Genomic DNA, 16812 nt, shown 5'->3' with positions numbered 1-16812 from the left:
CTCCCATTAGTTTAATTAGTAATCAATGACCTTTTCTTGATTAGCCTTCAATTCAATTGGTTTGTTCTTGAATTGAACGGTGGAATCTGCGTCTGCCGTGACGTGAATCTGAGACTGAGTGATCATGAAGTTATACCAGTGACCGCGGATGAACTGCTTGAAGGTAATTGAGGTCCACTTGGCTGGCAGGTTAGGGTGCAGGTTGATCTCCCGACCCAAACTATCGACACCGCCGTAGTTACGCGTCTCAATCATTAAGGTGGCGCCCATGACACCCAGGTGAATGCCTTCAGCGGTAGTGCCGCCTTGAATGTCATAGTAGTCAGAGAACAGGGCCTGACTGAACAGTGACCATGACTGATCCATGTTGTCGTCCATTTCGGTCAGTACGGAATAAACGATCCGTGAAAGTGTTGAACCATGAGTTGTTCGGTTCAAGTAGTACTGAATATTCTTGGTGAGGTATTCCTTTGGCATATGATAGCCTAATTGATTCAGAATTTGGTCGACTTCCTTGATGTTCAGTACGTAGTAGGCCATCAGCGTATCAGCTTGTTTGGCAACTTGATAGGCATCCGGAGTCTTATCTTCGGCCTTTAAGATCCGGTCTATCCGAGAGATGTCACCGTATTTGCGCCGGTAAGCATCGAAGTCTAAGGCTGGTAAGTCGAAGTAACCTTCAAACTGGGCCATAATACCGTTCTTGTTGATATCAAGCTTGAGTTTATGTGAAATATCCGTCATCTTATCGAAGAGTGAATCATCAAATTCGCTCTTCTTTTGAACGTTCTTGAAAGTGTTCTTTGGGACTTGTGGCTGTAATTCAACCAGGTAGTTGAATAACCAAGCCACCATAATATTGGTATAAGTATTGTTTGTGAGACCTGGTTCGTCAGCGTTAGGGTAGTTTTCGTGGAATTCATCAGGGCCCATGACGTGTGAAATGCTGTAACGCTTTTCCTTAGGATCATAGGTAGTCGCGCTGATCCAGAATTTAGCGATCGATAGCAGCATTTCCAGACCGTATTTATCCATAAATTCGTGGTCGCCGGAAACTTGCGTGTAGTTGATGACGTTGTAAGCAATTGCCAGAGACACGTGTCTCTGCAGGCGGCTGTTGTCGGGATCCCACTGGTGGGTGATTGGGTTTAAATGCAGGAACTGCGACTGCTCATCACCAGTTTCGCCAGACTGCCAAGGATACATGGCACCCTCGTAATTTTCCTGCTTGGCATAAGCCCTAGCAGCATCCAAGCGCCGGTAGCGATACATTAGCAGCTGTTTGGTTAACGTTGGGTAATGCAGCGTGTAAAATGGCAGGACGAACATTTCGTCCCAGAATACGTGGCCCCGGTAAGCTTCACCGTGAAGACCACGGGCACCCACGGAAGCGTCTAATTTACCAGAACCCACCGCAGCAGCGGAGACCATGGTGTGAAATAGGTTGACCCGGGTCAGTTTTTGACTGGTGATATCCGTGTCGATCTTAATGTCGAAGTTGTTCCAAGCATTCTTCCAGTAGTCTTCACTTTGTTTAGCGGTCTGTTCATAAGAGCTGATTTGAATATCGTGATTAACGTTATCGATCAGTGACTCAGCTGGGGTTTCCCGGTCGGTGTAGATGGTGACGTTTTTTTCAAACTCGTAAGTCTGATGGACGCTGACATCCGTTGAAAGGACTTGCTGCAGCCGGTTTTCCAGATTGTTGACCTTAATTTGGGGCTGCTTTTTTTGATTCAATTCACGCAAATTACTCCCAACAACAAATTGAATGTGGGAGTTTTTGGTTTCACCGGTCATGTACATCTTGTCTTCACGCGAGCTCATGCCAGTGATCTGTAAATGATGTTGGTCGAAATCCTGGTAGCGTTCAACGTTACCGTTAGTTACGGTCCCATCAATTTCGGAATAAATTTGTAATGACCCGCTAAAGTTTAACGGGGTCACCGCGTAGTGGATCGCATAGTTGTGCCAGTTCTTCATGTTGGCCACTTTGGTCGTGACGATGGACAGATCATGGCCAGTTGATAGCTGGACGTGCATCGCTGTTCTTAACACACCGTGTTTCAGGTCCAGACTGCGGTAGATATCTTGAATGTCTTTTTTATTGATCGTAAAGGGCGGCTGATCATCGACCCCAAACGTCATGAATTGGGCGTTAGGCAGGTTGACCAGATCTTCGTTAGTGACGTCGCGGTCACCGATCTTAGTAGTCAATTGGTTATAGACGCCAGCAACGTACGTACCCGGATAATTATCCGCATCTGCGTGTGATTCCACGTAGGCGCCACGCAGGCCGAAATAGCCGTTACCAACGGTCAGCATGGCTTCTTGACCGTAATTACGTTTCTTCTCGTATTCACCGAAGTAGTCTAGGTGCCATTCATTGTAGTGTTCCTTGTGTTTAACGGCTTTAAGCAGGCCGTTGCGTTCAACGTCGCCTTGTGAAACGACGGGAATATTCAACATGTTGGTTAATGCTAACCCAATGTCGATGCGATTATGATTAATGCCGATGATCGTATCCGAAAATTCGTATTCTAGGGAATTCAAAAGGACGGCGGCATCGATTTTTAAACCGGCCAGCACGACCTTGATCTTCTCCAGATTATCGCCAATTGTCTGTTCAGGATTATAGGTGATAATGAAGTTTCTGAAAGGGGCTTGATTGTCCTTTTCAGAATACAGCAGTTCCAGGGAATCCTGTTTGACTCGTAGTGCAATTGTTCTCATAATCAGTCCTCTTTTCTATGAGTAATGCTAAATGCCTCATAACTTAATGATAAAGTTTTGCTAGAAATATCGCAAACAACACGTCTCGAAAAAATAACCAATCCCTTATGCTTAAGGGATTGGTTATCATTTTGATGCGTCTTACTCAAGGTGCAATTAATACAAAGAAGGGGGTGGACTGGTATAAAGATGCGCATGACTTGCTTAAAGTCATTTTAAATATTGATTCACAAGATGATCCTTAGTCAGCTTAAAGGGTTTATGTTTAAAGTAAAATTGCAGGGGCTGACCGGATAATAACTTGATCGAAACGGCGGGCTGAGTAATGGTGATCTCAATTTGCCGGCCGTGAAACCAGAACCGAAAACGCAGGCTGTTCCAAGCTGCTGGCAGTTCCGGTGACAGGTTGAAACTTTCTTTTTCTAGTCCCAGACCCGCGAAGCCGTAAATTAAACTGAGCCAAGTACTGCCCATATTGGCGGCGTGAATCCCGTCACCGGTGTTGCCTTGCGAGTTAGAGAGATCCATCATGACCGTTTGCATGAAATAGTCATAGGCGTCATCGGCGTGGTGCAGGCGGTGAGCCAGGATGCCAAAGATAGCCCGGGAAAGTGACGAATCATGAACGGTAATGGCTTCGTAATAGTCAAAGTCGCGCTTAAGCTGAGCTTCGTCTTGATCCTTTGGAAACAGGCAGTCGGTCATGACCGTATCGGCCTGTTTATTGACTTGATAGTGATAGATCGTCATGGGGTGAAAGTGCAGGAGTAACGGAAACAGGTTGCGTGGGGTTTCCTTAATCGGCCAAACGGGCTTGCTAGTGGAGAGATCGTCTTGTTTTTTGATTTTTAACTTTTCGTCATAGGGCAGGTACATCTCATCAGCGGCGTGATTAAACTGGGCAATTTCTTCATCAGTGACGTTTAATTCCACTAATTTTTCTGGGTGACTGTGCTTGATCTGATTAAAATATTTGACGGCAATACTGAGATTATTTTGGGCCATCCGGTTCGTAAAGTAATTATTGCTGACCATTGCAGTGTATTCGTCGGGACCAGTGACGTCGTTGATCACAAACTTACCAGCGTGAGCATCGTCAGTTGCCCAATGACCGTATGCCAGCCAGAAGCGAGCGGTTTTGACGATGATCTCATAGCCGTAATCCATCAGAAAATCAGTGTCACCCGTGACCCGAACGTAGGTGTCGATGGCATAGGCAATATCGGCATTGATATGAACTTGGGCGGTACCGGCCGGATAGTAGCTGCTGGATTCTTCGCCGTTGATCGTCCGCCAGGGGAACATGACCCCGTTATGGACACCCATTTCGCGCGCACGGTGCTGTGCTTGCGGCAAAGTATGGTAACGGTAGAGCAGGAGCTGTCGGGCCATTTGAGGTTCGGTATAGGTGAAAAATGGCAGCATGAACATTTCAGCATCCCAGAAGAAGTGACCTTCGTAACCGGGACCGGTCAGCCCCTTCGCCGGAATACTGGTCATCCCGTCACCGCCAGCTGCTTGATACAAGTGAAAGAGATTGAACCGAATTCCTTTGGCCAGCGCGTCATCACCGGTCAATTCGATATCGCTGTTCTTCCAAAACTGATTCACTTTGGCTGCCGAATCATCTAAGAGCTGTTTAAAGGATTTATTTGCCAGACGTTTTTCGGCCGAAGCCGCAATGGCCGGCTGCGACAGGGTGGCCTTCAACAGCGGATGGGGGTAGCTAATGGCATACGCAAAGCTAAAGCTCTGAGTCATCCCCTGAGTGAGATCAAAGGTTTTGCTGTAGCTTGGCAGGTCATCGAGCATGGTGACGTGCATCGGGTTGTCACTTAACGCCTGCTGAGCGACGATTAACGCTAACTGACTTTTACGGGTGCTGATCATCATGATCGGCAATTTACTTTGAATAAATGTTCGGTCCAATACGGTTTGTCGCTGAGCAGCCCGCATATCGGTGGTGTTTGATTGAATTTGCTGCTTGATGTAGGGGTGTTGCTTAATAATCGTGATCGGGCCAGTAAAGTTCAGCGCTGAGACACTGTACCTGATCACAAATAAGTGTTTATCGGCGTGAGAAGCAAAGGATTGCAGCGTTAAACGGAACTGCTTGTTAGTCGGCGTCTTAACGTCAAAAATATCCATTAAAACACCGGTCCGCATATCCAGGTTTTTATCGACTAATCTAACGTTATACGGGGTTTCGTCAGAACGGACGCCATCGACCTCAAAGATAATGAACCGCGGGTCCGGTACCTCACAAATGGTCTGAGAATTTTGTGCGTAACCGGAGTAATTCTCACCGTAGGACAGCTGGGTTAAATCGTAAAAACCATTCACAAACAGTCCTGGCTGGCCGGGATAATGGCTGTTATTGCCCTGCAGCGGGTTGGACGCACGGACACCAAAGTGACCATTACCCAAGGTGTAGATCGTTTCAAAGGTTTTTTCATCCTGGTGTGCGAGTTTTTGCAAGTGAATCTGAAAGGTATTATTTTCGTCCATTTAGTGATCTCCAATCAATTTGGTAATTTACGCTCATTATAAGGCAAAGGCTTGCGATGTTAACCCTTAATCTTAAATTGGGTGAATCACGAGTTGATTGGATTCATAAAGGCAGCCTGAACTTCAGTTCAGGCTGCCTTTATGAATGAAAACTATTTATTTTGAAGTAAATCGCGAATTTCTTTTAGATAAGTTTCGGATGCGGAGGGTGCTGGTGATTGTTTCTCAGTACTAGGCATCAGCCGGTTAATGAGCTTCACCATGAGGAAAACGACCAGCGCAATGATCAAAAAGTTGATGATTGAATCAATAAACAACCCATAGCGGAAATGAGCACTGCCAACGGTGAAAACTAAACCTGACAGATCCATTTTACCGATGAACAGGCCAATTAGCGGATTGATCAGGTTTTTCGTTAACGACGTGACGATTGATGTGAAGGCAGCCCCGATAATGACACCGACCGCTAGATCGACCACGTTACCGCGGGCAATAAAGGCTTTAAACTCTTTTAACATAGGGTTCACCTCAGTCTAATTTGATACCTTAATCATAGCGAATTTAGTCCTGGTTTCGCAATAAAAATGCAGTTTGGCGACTATTTGCTTGAACTATTGTTTTAAACTTGCTACCTTTAAATCACAGAGCAAGTTGAAAGTGGCAAATAGTGGACCTGATCGATGTTTTACATGGAGGATAAACATTATGGAAACAATTCGAGAACAATTATCAGTTGCCCAGGAAGATGGCCGCTTGGTGGCCATCTTTCGGTACGGTGATGAGGATCATTTTTTAGCTGGTAACGTGATTGCGATGGATAAGAAGTTTGTGTTATTCAAGCGGGTGAATCAAAATGGGGCGACGGATGGCGCCATTGTCATTCGGACGAATACGATTTCTAAGCTGATAACGGAATCTGACTATCTAAAATCACTAATGGCCATCATTGCACTGGCCTGCAAACGGCATTATGATGATGTTTGGCACGTTGAAAAACTATTAAGTTACGTTGATTTTAGTCAGCATTCGCTTTTGAAAGCCACGTTAAGATGGGCGTTTAAAGCTGACCAGGTCGTTAGTCTCGGTGTTCACCCGGGTCGCAGCGAGAAGACTTACACTGGGTTTATTGCTTCTCTAAAGCACGACAAGCTGCAGCTCAATGAAGTCGAACCGACTGATTTAGAAGCTCGTTGGCAGGTCAAGTTAGCCTACGCTGATTTGAATTACGTTGAGGTCGGCAGCTTTAAGACTTACGGGATGACGGCTATTTTGGAACGTTATATGGCACAAGATTTTCATTAATTTAGAAACCGAGGTTCTCACTTGAAGGGTTTAGCTTATTTTTTAATGGTTTTACTGCCAGTAGTGATCATTGGCAGCACGGTGTATTTGACTCGCAATTGGGTGCCTACCAGCGTGGGGACCATCATTACCTGGTTGATTGCTTGGTTAGTTTCGATGATTTTAGTGACCATTTTGTATTTGTTACTGATCTATCGGCCAAACGCTTTACGGCATAAAGCTGCCAAAACAGCTGAACAAAATAAAAATAACGAGGAAGGCCAGCATTGATCTTGCTGACTGACTTTACATAGAACAGGGGTAGTGACATGCAACAGTTTAAACTTCCAAGTGATCCGGCAAGACCGTCGATGTTCACGAGAATCCTATTATTTGCAACGTTTTTTGTTGCGATTGAGGCAGTCCCAGTGGTGCTTTTATGGGTCCGCAAAGCAGCTCAAAACCAGATTTTGCTGCGCAGTTTACTGGCGGTACTTTATATTGGTGGGTTTATCGTCATTATTTTGGCCTTAAATGCCAGTTTGAAACGGGTGACCAGTCAGCCATACTGGCATTGGCCGACACTGAAGGACATTCAGTTGATCGTGACGGCGTTTGTTTGCGCGATTGCCCTTGAAATGGTTTTAAATTGGGTTAATCGCAGTGTCTTTCATCAAACGCAGACCGCTAACAACGAGGCGATTAAGTATTTACTGTCCAGTGACCACTGGATCTTTTATCTGCTGATGTTTTCCGGTATTTTTCTGTCGCCCATTGCCGAAGAACTGCTGTTTCGGGGCTACCTCATGAATGCCTTCTTTAAACCGGAGAGCTTTTGGCTGCCCATCCTGGTGAGCGCAATCTTCTTTTCGTTAGCCCATGCCAGTACCACGATCATCAGTTATTTGATCTACATGACGTTAGGTTGTTTTTTGGCCTACACGTATCGCCGCACCAACAATTTAGCGGCGTCGATTGGACTGCATATGTTGAATAATTTAATTGCCATGGTTGGAATGGCAGCTATGATTCATTAACGACATTAAAAAGGCTTTGACACAGCGAATAATCACCGGTGTCAAAGCCCTTTTCAATGTGAGGTTAATTAAGATTCGTGAATGAGATTTTTGTCACTGATCGTATCCAGTTCATCCATAACGTGGTGAATACTGCCTAAAAATTGCTGGTAGTCCATATTATCAAATGAGATGAGATCGACACAACTATTGACGCGGGCGTACACCTCATCGCGTTTTTGCAGCGCGTAATCAGTCAGGGCCACGTTGACTTGGCGTTCATCTTGATCACTACGCTTGCGTGAGATCCAGCCCTGTTTTTCTAACCGTTTTAACAGCGGGGTCAAAGTGCCACTATCAAGGTTTAAGTGACTGCCAAGTTCGCGAACGGTCATGGGGGAAGTCTCCCAAAGGGCTAATAAAGTGATGTACTGCGGGTAAGTCAGATGAAACGGTTTTAAAGCATCCTGATAGAAATGGTTAAATTTTTTGCTGACGCTATAAAAGGCGAAGCACAGCTGGTCGTCTAATCGGCGTGGCGTTGAGTTAGGCATGTGAAAACCTTCCTTTCGAGTATTGCAGGTAATTAATCGTGTGCAACTAAATTGCTCTGTCGCTATTATTTTATCGTGTTCCGACTAATTTGTCTATCAACCTGGCGTAATTAGTATCACATTTATGCGATTAATTCGTTCCGCGTCCCAACGGTAATGATACCCGTTGCTGCACCAATTGAACGATGGCGGCCACCATGATAATTTTAATGACGGCTGGGATCAGGAAGGGAAAAAGCCCGGTTAGCAAAGCAGCGGTCAAGTTTAACTGGTTGCTAACGGTTAGCCAGAGACTGCCAAGCACTAATTGGATAAGGGCGCCAGGTAAATTGGCGACTAGCAGGTTAATGGTGGTTTTACGACGCGACCGTAACCACCAACTGGTAAGTGTCACGTAGAGGAAAAAGCCCCACAGATACCCAGCCGTCGGACCAAACAGGGCAGCCAGACTGGTGGCACTACCGGCAAATACTGGCAGTCCAATTAAGCCCAGCAGCAAGTATAAAAAGATGGCTTTTTGAGCAGTTCTGACGGTTAAAAGTGAGGCAATTATGCCCACAGCAAGTGTCTGACCAGTGAGCGGAATTGGTCCCAGCGGAATGGTCAGCTTGGAACAGACGACCAGAATAGCCGCAAATTGACTTGCGAGGATCCAACTGAGCAAAGAATGATTGGGATTCATGATTAACCTCCAAATAAGGGATATTAAAATTATAGCATAAACTGGAAATAGTCAAGTATTAAGATGAGCTTTTTCTATGAAATCCTGCGCTAAATCATCAAATTCGGTATAATTAATGAAAGAGGGGTTGGTAAAATGTTTATGTCAACCGGTAGTTTTAATCAGGCCCATATTATTAAGGGCGTGATTGCTGTAACGGTTTCCACGATGCTGAGTTCGGAAAGACCGGATGAATTTTCAAAGTTTGATGACCTGTTTGATCAAGCCAAGCAAAAACTGTTTGAACAAGCACAGAAGCGCAATGGTGACGGGGTGGTGGACGTTTCGTTCAACACTGAGGTCGTGCGGATGAACGTTGCACCAAAGTTTCTCGTGGTCCACGGTTACGGCACCGTAATCGCATTGCCGAAAAAAGCAGCCAAAGATACAACGACGGATGAGAGTCATAACTGAGGTTGTCCAACTATAAAACCGATTTCTTAATTCAATAGCCAACAAATAACCAGCATAGTAGCTAGGTTCCTGAGTATAGGAAATGAGTTACTAGGCTGGTTATTTGTTGAGAATTTTTAACCGAGTGCGACTAAGAACGCTGCTAGGGTAACAAACGAACAAACGGTGCTCCAAAATTGCGTTGAAGCCAATTCAGATTCGTTGACCTTAAATTGAATCGCCAAACTAGTAGGCATCGTGGCCGTTGGAATGGCCAGCGTTAAAACGACGATTCGCTGTAATTCAGAAGGGGCATGGATCAACAGCATCAAGGCCCAGATCACGACTGGAAACAAAATATTCTTGGAAAAGACGGTGGCAACAATGACGCGGTTAACCAAAATCTTACGGGTGAATAAAATGATCCCGGTTGCAAAGATGGCTAAACCACCGGCACCTTTGCCCAGTAGTTCAAACGAACCGGCTAATTCTGGGGGCATTTGCCAACCCAGTAAGGCGAGAATAAATCCCAGTAATGCTGAGGCAACTAATGGTTTGCGTAAGGTACTGATAATGCGCGCACCTAGGGATTGGCCACGGCTCAGTGCACCGAAAACCATTGGCAGCATGATGATGTTGATGATCAGGGTGCAGACACCAATGGTAATCGCACTTAAAGAATCACCAAAAATGAGAGGCAAGATAGCGGACCCGATAAACGGAACGGACGGGTCAGCAACCGACATTGCCCGAAGTGATGCAATATGTAGGTTGGTATGGAATAGATACCGGTAAAGGACTAAGAAAATCAGGTAGCAGCCAATGATGCTCACTAATAGCCAGGTAGCTAATGGAATATCTTTGATGATGATTTTTCGCGGTGTGCTCCAAATCCCAGAAAAAACGCTCAGTGGCAGCATAAAATTCATGACTAAGCGAACCAGCATGCGACTGTCATTGTCGTCAAAGTAATGGCGGGCAGCTGCAAAGTAACCTAAAGCAATGGTGACCAAAATGGGTAATAAAGCAAATAATAGTGTTTGTAACATATCATCAATCATCCCCTCAACTTATTAATGTTAGATTATAAACCACTTGTGTTTAATTACAAGTTAATGATTAAATATTCAATATTCTAATTTTGTTTTAATGATAAATAATTAGTAGGCGTTTGCTTGTTGCAGTAGGGTTACTTAGCCATTTAAATTAGGTTTGAAAAAAATAAAATAATTTATCATTTTATGGGTTGAACGAAATACTATAAACGTTTATTAATCAGCATCTTAACCAGAATAGACTGTAAATGAAAAATTAAATGGTATTTAGTAATAATGAAAAACAATAGACTGATGTTTTTTGAGGCTTTAATAACCAATTTGAACGATATTTGTGATTAAAATTAAATTAGAATAAAATTGAATTTACATACAGAATACAAAGGGGCTAATTCAATTTGAATTGGTCCCCCAGAGTTAATATTCCTTGTGACGATACATTTTCTGCCAAATAGCATGTCATACACTTTAAACTAGTTACAAATCTTCTATATAAGATAAGGAAAATGCTTTAATTTTTAATGCACAAAAAAGGACTATCGCTAAACGTTAATTTAACGGTAGTCCTATATTATTATGCCCCGAGCAGGATTCGAACCTGTACTTGGTTGCCCAAACAGCGACCTGAACGCTGCGCGTCTGCCAGTTCCGCCACCGGGGCATCACAACAGGAATAATCATACACTATTTTGAGTGGTTTTGTAAAGTAATTTTATACAGGATTTTTACATTTTCTTACAAATTAAGTTATTTAATGGGGTGAGTTTAAGTTATTTAATGGGGTGAGTATTTTGAGATTTGACGGTTTTGTCTTTTGAGGTAGAAGCCGTTTTATCAGCTAATCGTTGATTGATAAAGTTAAACGTATACGATTGCTGCTTATTTTTAGCCAGATAAACGATGGTTTGAGAACTATAAGGTCCCTTGTTGCCCATTACCATTTCTTCTGCCGGTAGACCAAGTTGTTGTTTTACCGCGGAGAGATGAGTAGTTTTTTTGATTTGGTGATATTGCGCAGAGGTGATCTTAGCTGAAGAGTTGATCTGAAAGACGTTTTTGGAAATAGCTCGGTTTTTGACGATATCAATACTGATGTTTTTTTGCTGTGACTGATTCCAAGTGTAGACCGTAGACCCCTTATTGGAACCCTTTTTCGTGGCTTTAGACGTTTTATCGGGTTTCCCCAGAATAGTGAAGACTTGGTTTCTTGAACTACCTTCATGACCAGTCTTAACGTGGTCAAACTTGCCCATCGTGGTTAGACTGGATCTCTGGGGTGTAGTTTTCTGGGCGCTGGATGTTTGAACCGGCGATGTTGAATATGAATTGACAGTTGAACTGGCTGATTTAGATGGCCGATTGCCGCACGCAGTTAATGATAGAACAGCGGATAGCGTCAGAATCACCATCAGAAATTTTTGTATACTCATTATTCCTCCGAAGAATATGATATCTAATTTAAGCATTAATTAATTATTAACCGTTATTTCTTCGGAGTCAAATAAGACTTGCAGATTAATTGTGTACATGAGTAAACCGTCAAGTTAAGTAATTCTTAACTTCTAGAAATTAAGGGCATGGGTACGGTTACATTACTGGTATTAATCAACCTTTATCCGGGTCAGTTGAAAACGGATAAAAGAACAAGTGTTGACGGGCCGGGGTTGTCCCAGTACAATGTGAAAGTTGATGTGTGAGCACACATATCTGAAGATTGAATTAGCAATTTAACAAGTTGCTAGATATCGGCGAGAAGATCGCCAAGGGAGTTTTTAGATGAATATACTTAGTGGATTTGTAGTTTTGTACCCAATGATCGTCTCACTTGTGTGGATCATGGGTGCAATCTTTTTTGGTGTACAACAACGCCAAATTCCTTTAAAAAAACCCGGTAAAGGGGAACCGGAGCAACTGGTCTCAGTTTTGATTCCAGCTCATAATGAGGAAGATACTTTACATGAAGTGGTTGAATCGGTAGCCAACTTGACGTATCACAATCTTGAATTGATTTTAATTGATGACGGCAGTGTTGATCAAACGCTAAAGGTCATGTATGACTTGCAGAAACAGTACCGAACTCAATTTCCGGTCAAGGTGGTGCCAATCGTCAAAAACGGCGGTAAAGCGAACGCACTAAACGTTGGCCTAAAAAGTGCAGCTGGTGAATACTTACTGTGTCTGGATTCTGATTCTTACATTGATCAGAAGGCCTTGAAACAGATGATGTTGCCACTTTACAACGATCCCAAAGTCGGCGCGGTTGCCGGTCGGCCCGTTGTCCGTAACCGAACAACGTTGCTGGGACGGTTGCAGTTGTTGGAATACATCGGGATCATTGACATTATCAAACGGGGGCAGTCCTTTATTACGGGCCATATCACAACGGTTTCTGGTGTGATCGTGGTGTATCGCAAGCAAGCGATTCAGCAAGTTAAGGGCTGGACGGTTGAGGCGTTAACGGAAGACATTGATATGACTTGGAAGCTCTATTCACACCAGTGGCGCGTTGCTTATTGTCCGCAGGCGGTGTCCTGGATCTTGGTGCCGGAACATCTAAAAGCCTTGATTCGGCAACGCCGCCGTTGGGCTCGTGGTGGTTTGGAAGTTTTGATTCGTAACCGGCAGCTGATCTTTACCGGTAAGCTGGCTGAACAGTGGTTGCTGATTGATATGGTGGTCAGTAACCTCTGGGCATTGAGCTGCTTTTTCATGATCGTGCTGTATTTCTTGACCATGATCTTTGCTCACGCTCTTATTTTAGACGGCGGGATCCTATTTGTTTTGACCCTGATCAGTATCGTCCAATTTATCATTGGGTTTACCAGTTCTCAGCGCCAAGGCTATATTGACTGGCAAGATCTGTTGCTGTTACCAATGTACTTTATTTTCTATTGGGCGGTTAACCTGGTCAGCTGCATTACGGCACTGGGGTCATTCTTCCTTGATCCCAAACGTAAGGGCACCTGGGCCAGCCCAGATCGGGGGGTCTAAAAATGGATAAAGATAAGTTAGTCATTCGTAAAAAGACCTCCTTGGGGTCACGGTTACGACGGATGCTGCTGCTCATTTTATTGTGGATCATCGCCATCTACGTGTTAGCCATTAACGTCTGTTTTATTTTTGGCATCTATTCGGATGCATTGGTCGTGAACTACTCACTGTTTAACCTCTCGTTTCACCTTTATAAAATGCTAGGTTATTTGATCATTATCATTGGCGGTTTAGTCGCGCTGTATAGCGTTGTTCATATTCGAAATCTCAAGCGAAAGGCGGCAGCAAATGACAAAGACAATGCGTAAGTGGTTGTTAGGAATTATGATCGTTGTGTTTATCGGTTTAATTGCTGTTAACGTCCGCAAGAGTACTAAATTTGAATTGGGCAGCCGTGAAAACTACGCGCTGACCAGCCGTGATGCAACGGTTAAAAACGGCATCATGGTGTTTTGCTACCACCGGATCCTAAACAATAACGATATGATGGTTAAAAGCGTTGAGGCCTTAACGCCCAATAATCAACTGCACGTGTATAACGTGAACCTTTCAGAATTTAAAAAACAAATGCGCTTTTTACGTCAGCACCACATTAAAGTGATTTCAACCGCTCAAATGGCGCAGATGTTAAAGAATAATCGGCCGATTCATGGCAAGTACGTTGTTTTGACCTTTGATGATATTGATCGCACGATGACTGAAAATGCGGCACCAGTGATGAAACACTACGGTTATCCATTTACCGCCTCAATTATTACCGGCAATACCGGGAGCTACATTGGCGGAGAACAGTTGGCGACTTGGCCGCAGATCTTGAAGTTACGTCAGTCGGCGGGTTCTAAAATGACGTTAGGCGTGCATACTAATAACATGCATTATCTGATCAAGGGCACACCGGCGTTTAACTTAAAGAAAAACTATTCAAAATTCACTAGTGATTATGCCACTAGTCAAAAAGTAATGAAGCAAAAGACCGGCCATACATCGGCCATCTTTACTTATCCATACGGTAGTGGGACGCCGATCGTTCAAAACTTCTTAGTGCATCAGCCTGGTCTAAAGGTGATTTACACCTTGAATAACGGGATCGTGACTGATGAGAATGATCTTCAACTAGCACCGCGGATGATCATCACCAAGAACAGCTGGCCGAGTATTTCCCATTGGCTTGAAAAGTAAATTTAAACGGTTCAAAATAAAGCCACCCTTGTAGGTGGTTTTTATTTTTGCTTACCCTAGAGTATGGTCTATGGATTAGAATAGACAGTAGCAAGTAGTTGCAGCAAGTCAATTAGAATTAATGACAGGAGCGTTTAACATGAAAACAGCATTTATCACGGGTGCTAATAAAGGGATTGGCTACGCTTTAGCGAAGATTTTAGGACAACACGGGGTACATGTGTTACTAGGTGTCAGGAATTTTAGCCGTGGCTCTCAAGCGGTTGCCACACTGCAAGCTGCTGGTGTAAGGGCCGTCGATCTCGTTCAGATCGATATGGCGGCGCCGACTGCTATCGAAACAGCAATTGGTCAGATCTGTGCTGAATATGGTGATTTAGATTTGTTGATCAATAATGTCGGGACTTCTGGCCGCGAAGTTGCTAACCGGGAGCTGACCGTTGCTGATTTACAGGCAACGTTACAGGTTAATTTCTTAGGCGTTTACCAGTTAACTAGGGGATTATTGCCGGTCATCACTGAAAATCAGGGGACCATCGTGAATATCACCATGCCAACCGATGCCAATCCAATTTGGAATCCGTTAGCGTACAAGTCCTCAAAGGCTGCTCTGAACGTTTTCACGGACTCCTTAGCCATTGATATGAAACAGGGAAAGCTGCCAGTCAGTGTCTTTGGCATTCACCCAGGGCCAACCACCACTGATCTGAATGACAATGCTGATTATCCAGGTTTTCACCAGCCGGATGACGTGGCGGCTAAGATTTTGCCTTATCTGGAAAACGGCAGTCAGCACGCTGGTGAGTTTGTTGAAATTTATCCCCAAATTAGGGGTGGCGAATAATTCATTCACGGTTCTTTGTGAAAAGAGCCGTGGATGCTTGCATTCGTCAACTAACTATGACATGATAGGACCACAAGCTAGGGGTGCTCTTGATGGAGCTGAGATGGCAATTTGCCAGACCCTTTGAACCTGAGAGTTAAGACTCACGTAGGAAAGCTGATTGAACGTGTGCACAACAAGACTCTCGAAGTTTAGCTTCGAGGGTCTTTTTAGTTTATCCAGGTTCGTGGCTGAGTTGACCATGAAGGGATGGAAGCAAATGTTAGGTACAAGAACCAAGTTACAGCAAGCAATTGATGAGAAACAAGCCACACTGCTGGCGATTTTACGCCAGCTGGTGGCGTTTCAAACGGTGTCGCCACCTGCCAGAAATACGCTGGACGTTCAGGAGTTTGTGAAGGAACAGTTAACAGCAGCCGGCTTTTTAGTTAAACAGCAGGCCTTTTACGATCAGGATGCGCTGGTTTCGGGCAAATTACGGGGGCGTGAAGACAGTCAGCATCATAGTCTACTGCTGAACGGTCACGTGGATGTGGCAGCGCTAACGGATCGTGATCGCTGGCAGACTGACCCCTTTAAGTTAGTTCAAAAAGGCGACCAGTTGTATGGCCGTGGTGTCAGCGACATGAAGGGAGCGATAGCCTGTTTCTTGTACCTCTTTCAGCTCTTGAAACAGCTAGATATTCACTTACCGGGTGATTTGTTATTCCAGTCGGTCGTGGGTGAAGAAGCTGGGGAGGCCGGGACGAAAACCTTACTGAAACAGGGTGAAACGGCCGATTTCGCAGTCGTCGGTGACACCAGTGACCTGGCGTTTCAAGGCCAGGGCGGCGTTGTGACCGGTTGGATCACGCTGAAAAGTCCGCACACCTACCATGATGGTAACCGGGTGAACATGTTACGCGCTGGCGGCGGTTTGAAGGCGGCCAGCATGGTGGAGAAGATGCCAGTGGTGATCGAAGCGCTTCAAAAACTGGAACACTACTGGGCAGTGACAAAACAGTATCCGGGTTTTCCTGCGGGAACGGATACCATTAATCCGGCCTACATTGAAGGCGGCATTCACCCGGCCTTTGTGGCTAATGAGTGCCGGCTGTGGATCACCGTGCATTTTTACCCTAACGAAACTATTCAACAGGTGACTCAAGAAATTGAAGCCGCGGTGACGGCGGCTGCCAAAGCGGACCCTTGGTTAAAAGAAACGTTACCCACTTTTAGTTGGGGTGGGGATTCCATGCTGGTGGATAAGGGTGAAATATTTCCACCGCTGGCAATTGATCAGTCATCACCGGCAGTTCAATTGTTAAAGCAAAGTCATGAACAGCAGCTCGGCAAAGCGCCGACGATCAATATGTCCACCTCGGTGTCAGATGGCGGCTGGTTTGACTTTTACCACATTCCAGCGGTGACTTACGGTCCCGGTGAAATGCAGCAGGCGCATAGCGATAACGAAACGGTGCGTTTATCGCAGTTGATCAACTACACTAAGATCATGGCTGATTTCGTATTAACGTGGTGCTCACAGGCTAAGTAACGA

Annotated in this window: 16 protein-coding genes, 1 tRNA gene and 1 riboswitch; of the genes, 9 read left to right on the top strand and 8 right to left on the bottom strand. The window is 44.7% G+C overall.

The features are described from left to right. Window positions 1-15: 15 nt before the first annotated feature. From CES79_RS06980 to mscL, 3 genes are all read right to left on the bottom strand, one after another. On the bottom strand, window positions 16-2733 hold the full coding sequence (locus CES79_RS06980) for a glycoside hydrolase family 65 protein (protein ID WP_089136733.1): 2718 nt from the start codon (window positions 2731-2733) through the stop codon (window positions 16-18). Window positions 2734-2943: 210 nt separating this feature from the next. Next, window positions 2944-5241, bottom strand: a complete 2298-nt coding sequence (locus CES79_RS06975; protein WP_089136732.1) for a glycoside hydrolase family 65 protein — start codon at window positions 5239-5241, stop codon at window positions 2944-2946. Window positions 5242-5393: 152 nt separating this feature from the next. Continuing rightward, window positions 5394-5759 (bottom strand): large-conductance mechanosensitive channel protein MscL, encoded by a 366-nt coding sequence (gene mscL, locus CES79_RS06970; RefSeq protein ID WP_054654359.1) that lies wholly within the window; start codon window positions 5757-5759, stop codon window positions 5394-5396. 187 nt (window positions 5760-5946) lie between these two features. On the opposite strand from mscL, the gene CES79_RS06965 reads away from it, so the two are divergent. Genes CES79_RS06965 through CES79_RS06955 form a run of 3 tightly spaced genes read left to right on the top strand, consistent with a single transcriptional unit; the run spans window position 5947 to window position 7559 of the window. Next, window positions 5947-6543: a hypothetical protein gene (locus CES79_RS06965; protein ID WP_089136731.1), complete on the top strand. Its 597-nt coding sequence runs from the start codon at window positions 5947-5949 to the stop codon at window positions 6541-6543. A gap of 21 nt (window positions 6544-6564) precedes the next feature. Continuing rightward, window positions 6565-6813 (top strand): hypothetical protein, encoded by a 249-nt coding sequence (locus CES79_RS06960; protein ID WP_054654355.1) that lies wholly within the window; start codon window positions 6565-6567, stop codon window positions 6811-6813. A gap of 38 nt (window positions 6814-6851) precedes the next feature. Continuing rightward, complete coding sequence (locus CES79_RS06955) at window positions 6852-7559, top strand: CPBP family intramembrane glutamic endopeptidase (RefSeq protein ID WP_089136730.1); 708 nt, start codon at window positions 6852-6854, stop codon at window positions 7557-7559. A gap of 68 nt (window positions 7560-7627) precedes the next feature. On the opposite strand, the gene CES79_RS06950 is transcribed toward CES79_RS06955, so the two are convergent. Continuing rightward, window positions 7628-8092 carry a MarR family winged helix-turn-helix transcriptional regulator gene (locus CES79_RS06950; protein WP_089136729.1) on the bottom strand — a complete coding sequence of 155 codons (465 nt, stop codon included), beginning with the start codon at window positions 8090-8092 and terminating at the stop codon, window positions 7628-7630. 130 nt (window positions 8093-8222) lie between these two features. Beyond that, window positions 8223-8774: a biotin transporter BioY gene (locus CES79_RS06945; RefSeq protein WP_089136728.1), complete on the bottom strand. Its 552-nt coding sequence runs from the start codon at window positions 8772-8774 to the stop codon at window positions 8223-8225. Window positions 8775-8909: 135 nt separating this feature from the next. On the opposite strand from CES79_RS06945, the gene CES79_RS06940 reads away from it, so the two are divergent. Then, on the top strand, window positions 8910-9227 hold the full coding sequence (locus CES79_RS06940) for a hypothetical protein (protein ID WP_089136727.1): 318 nt from the start codon (window positions 8910-8912) through the stop codon (window positions 9225-9227). A 116-nt stretch (window positions 9228-9343) separates the two neighbouring features. Here the strand turns inward: CES79_RS06940 and CES79_RS06935 are convergent, their stop codons facing one another. From CES79_RS06935 to CES79_RS06925, 3 genes are all read right to left on the bottom strand, one after another. Further along, window positions 9344-10255, bottom strand: coding sequence for an AEC family transporter (locus CES79_RS06935; RefSeq protein WP_089136726.1), 912 nt, complete (start codon window positions 10253-10255; stop codon window positions 9344-9346). Window positions 10256-10838: 583 nt separating this feature from the next. Beyond that, window positions 10839-10922: transfer RNA gene (locus tag CES79_RS06930), tRNA-Leu, on the bottom strand. Between the two features lie 109 nt (window positions 10923-11031). Further along, the gene (locus CES79_RS06925; RefSeq protein ID WP_159459472.1) at window positions 11032-11691 is read right to left on the bottom strand and encodes a DUF3862 domain-containing protein; all 660 of its coding nucleotides are present in this window, start codon (window positions 11689-11691) and stop codon (window positions 11032-11034) included. Window positions 11692-12037: 346 nt separating this feature from the next. On the opposite strand from CES79_RS06925, the gene CES79_RS06920 reads away from it, so the two are divergent. The 5 genes from CES79_RS06920 (at window position 12038) to CES79_RS06900 (ending at window position 16809) form a co-directional block, all read left to right on the top strand. Next, entirely contained in the window at window positions 12038-13252 is a 1215-nt protein-coding gene (locus tag CES79_RS06920) for a glycosyltransferase (RefSeq protein WP_089136724.1), read from the top strand. A gap of 2 nt (window positions 13253-13254) precedes the next feature. Next, complete coding sequence (locus tag CES79_RS06915; protein ID WP_054654347.1) at window positions 13255-13560, top strand: hypothetical protein; 306 nt, start codon at window positions 13255-13257, stop codon at window positions 13558-13560. Beyond that, on the top strand, window positions 13541-14431 hold the full coding sequence (locus CES79_RS06910; protein WP_089136723.1) for a polysaccharide deacetylase family protein: 891 nt from the start codon (window positions 13541-13543) through the stop codon (window positions 14429-14431). Before CES79_RS06915 ends, CES79_RS06910 begins: the two co-directional genes overlap by 20 nt. Window positions 14432-14570: 139 nt before the next feature. Then, the gene (locus tag CES79_RS06905) at window positions 14571-15275 is read left to right on the top strand and encodes an SDR family NAD(P)-dependent oxidoreductase (protein WP_054654345.1); all 705 of its coding nucleotides are present in this window, start codon (window positions 14571-14573) and stop codon (window positions 15273-15275) included. Window positions 15276-15344: 69 nt separating this feature from the next. Beyond that, window positions 15345-15446, top strand: a riboswitch (TPP riboswitch). An 88-nt stretch (window positions 15447-15534) separates the two neighbouring features. Then, window positions 15535-16809: an acetylornithine deacetylase gene (locus tag CES79_RS06900; protein WP_054654343.1), complete on the top strand. Its 1275-nt coding sequence runs from the start codon at window positions 15535-15537 to the stop codon at window positions 16807-16809. Window positions 16810-16812: the final 3 nt, after the last annotated feature.

The organism is Secundilactobacillus silagei JCM 19001 (genome assembly GCF_002217945.1).
Taxonomy (GTDB): Bacteria; Bacillota; Bacilli; order Lactobacillales; family Lactobacillaceae; genus Secundilactobacillus; species Secundilactobacillus silagei.
The sequence above is the reverse complement of the archived record's forward strand: the minus strand, read 5'-3'. Positions and strand labels throughout refer to the sequence as shown.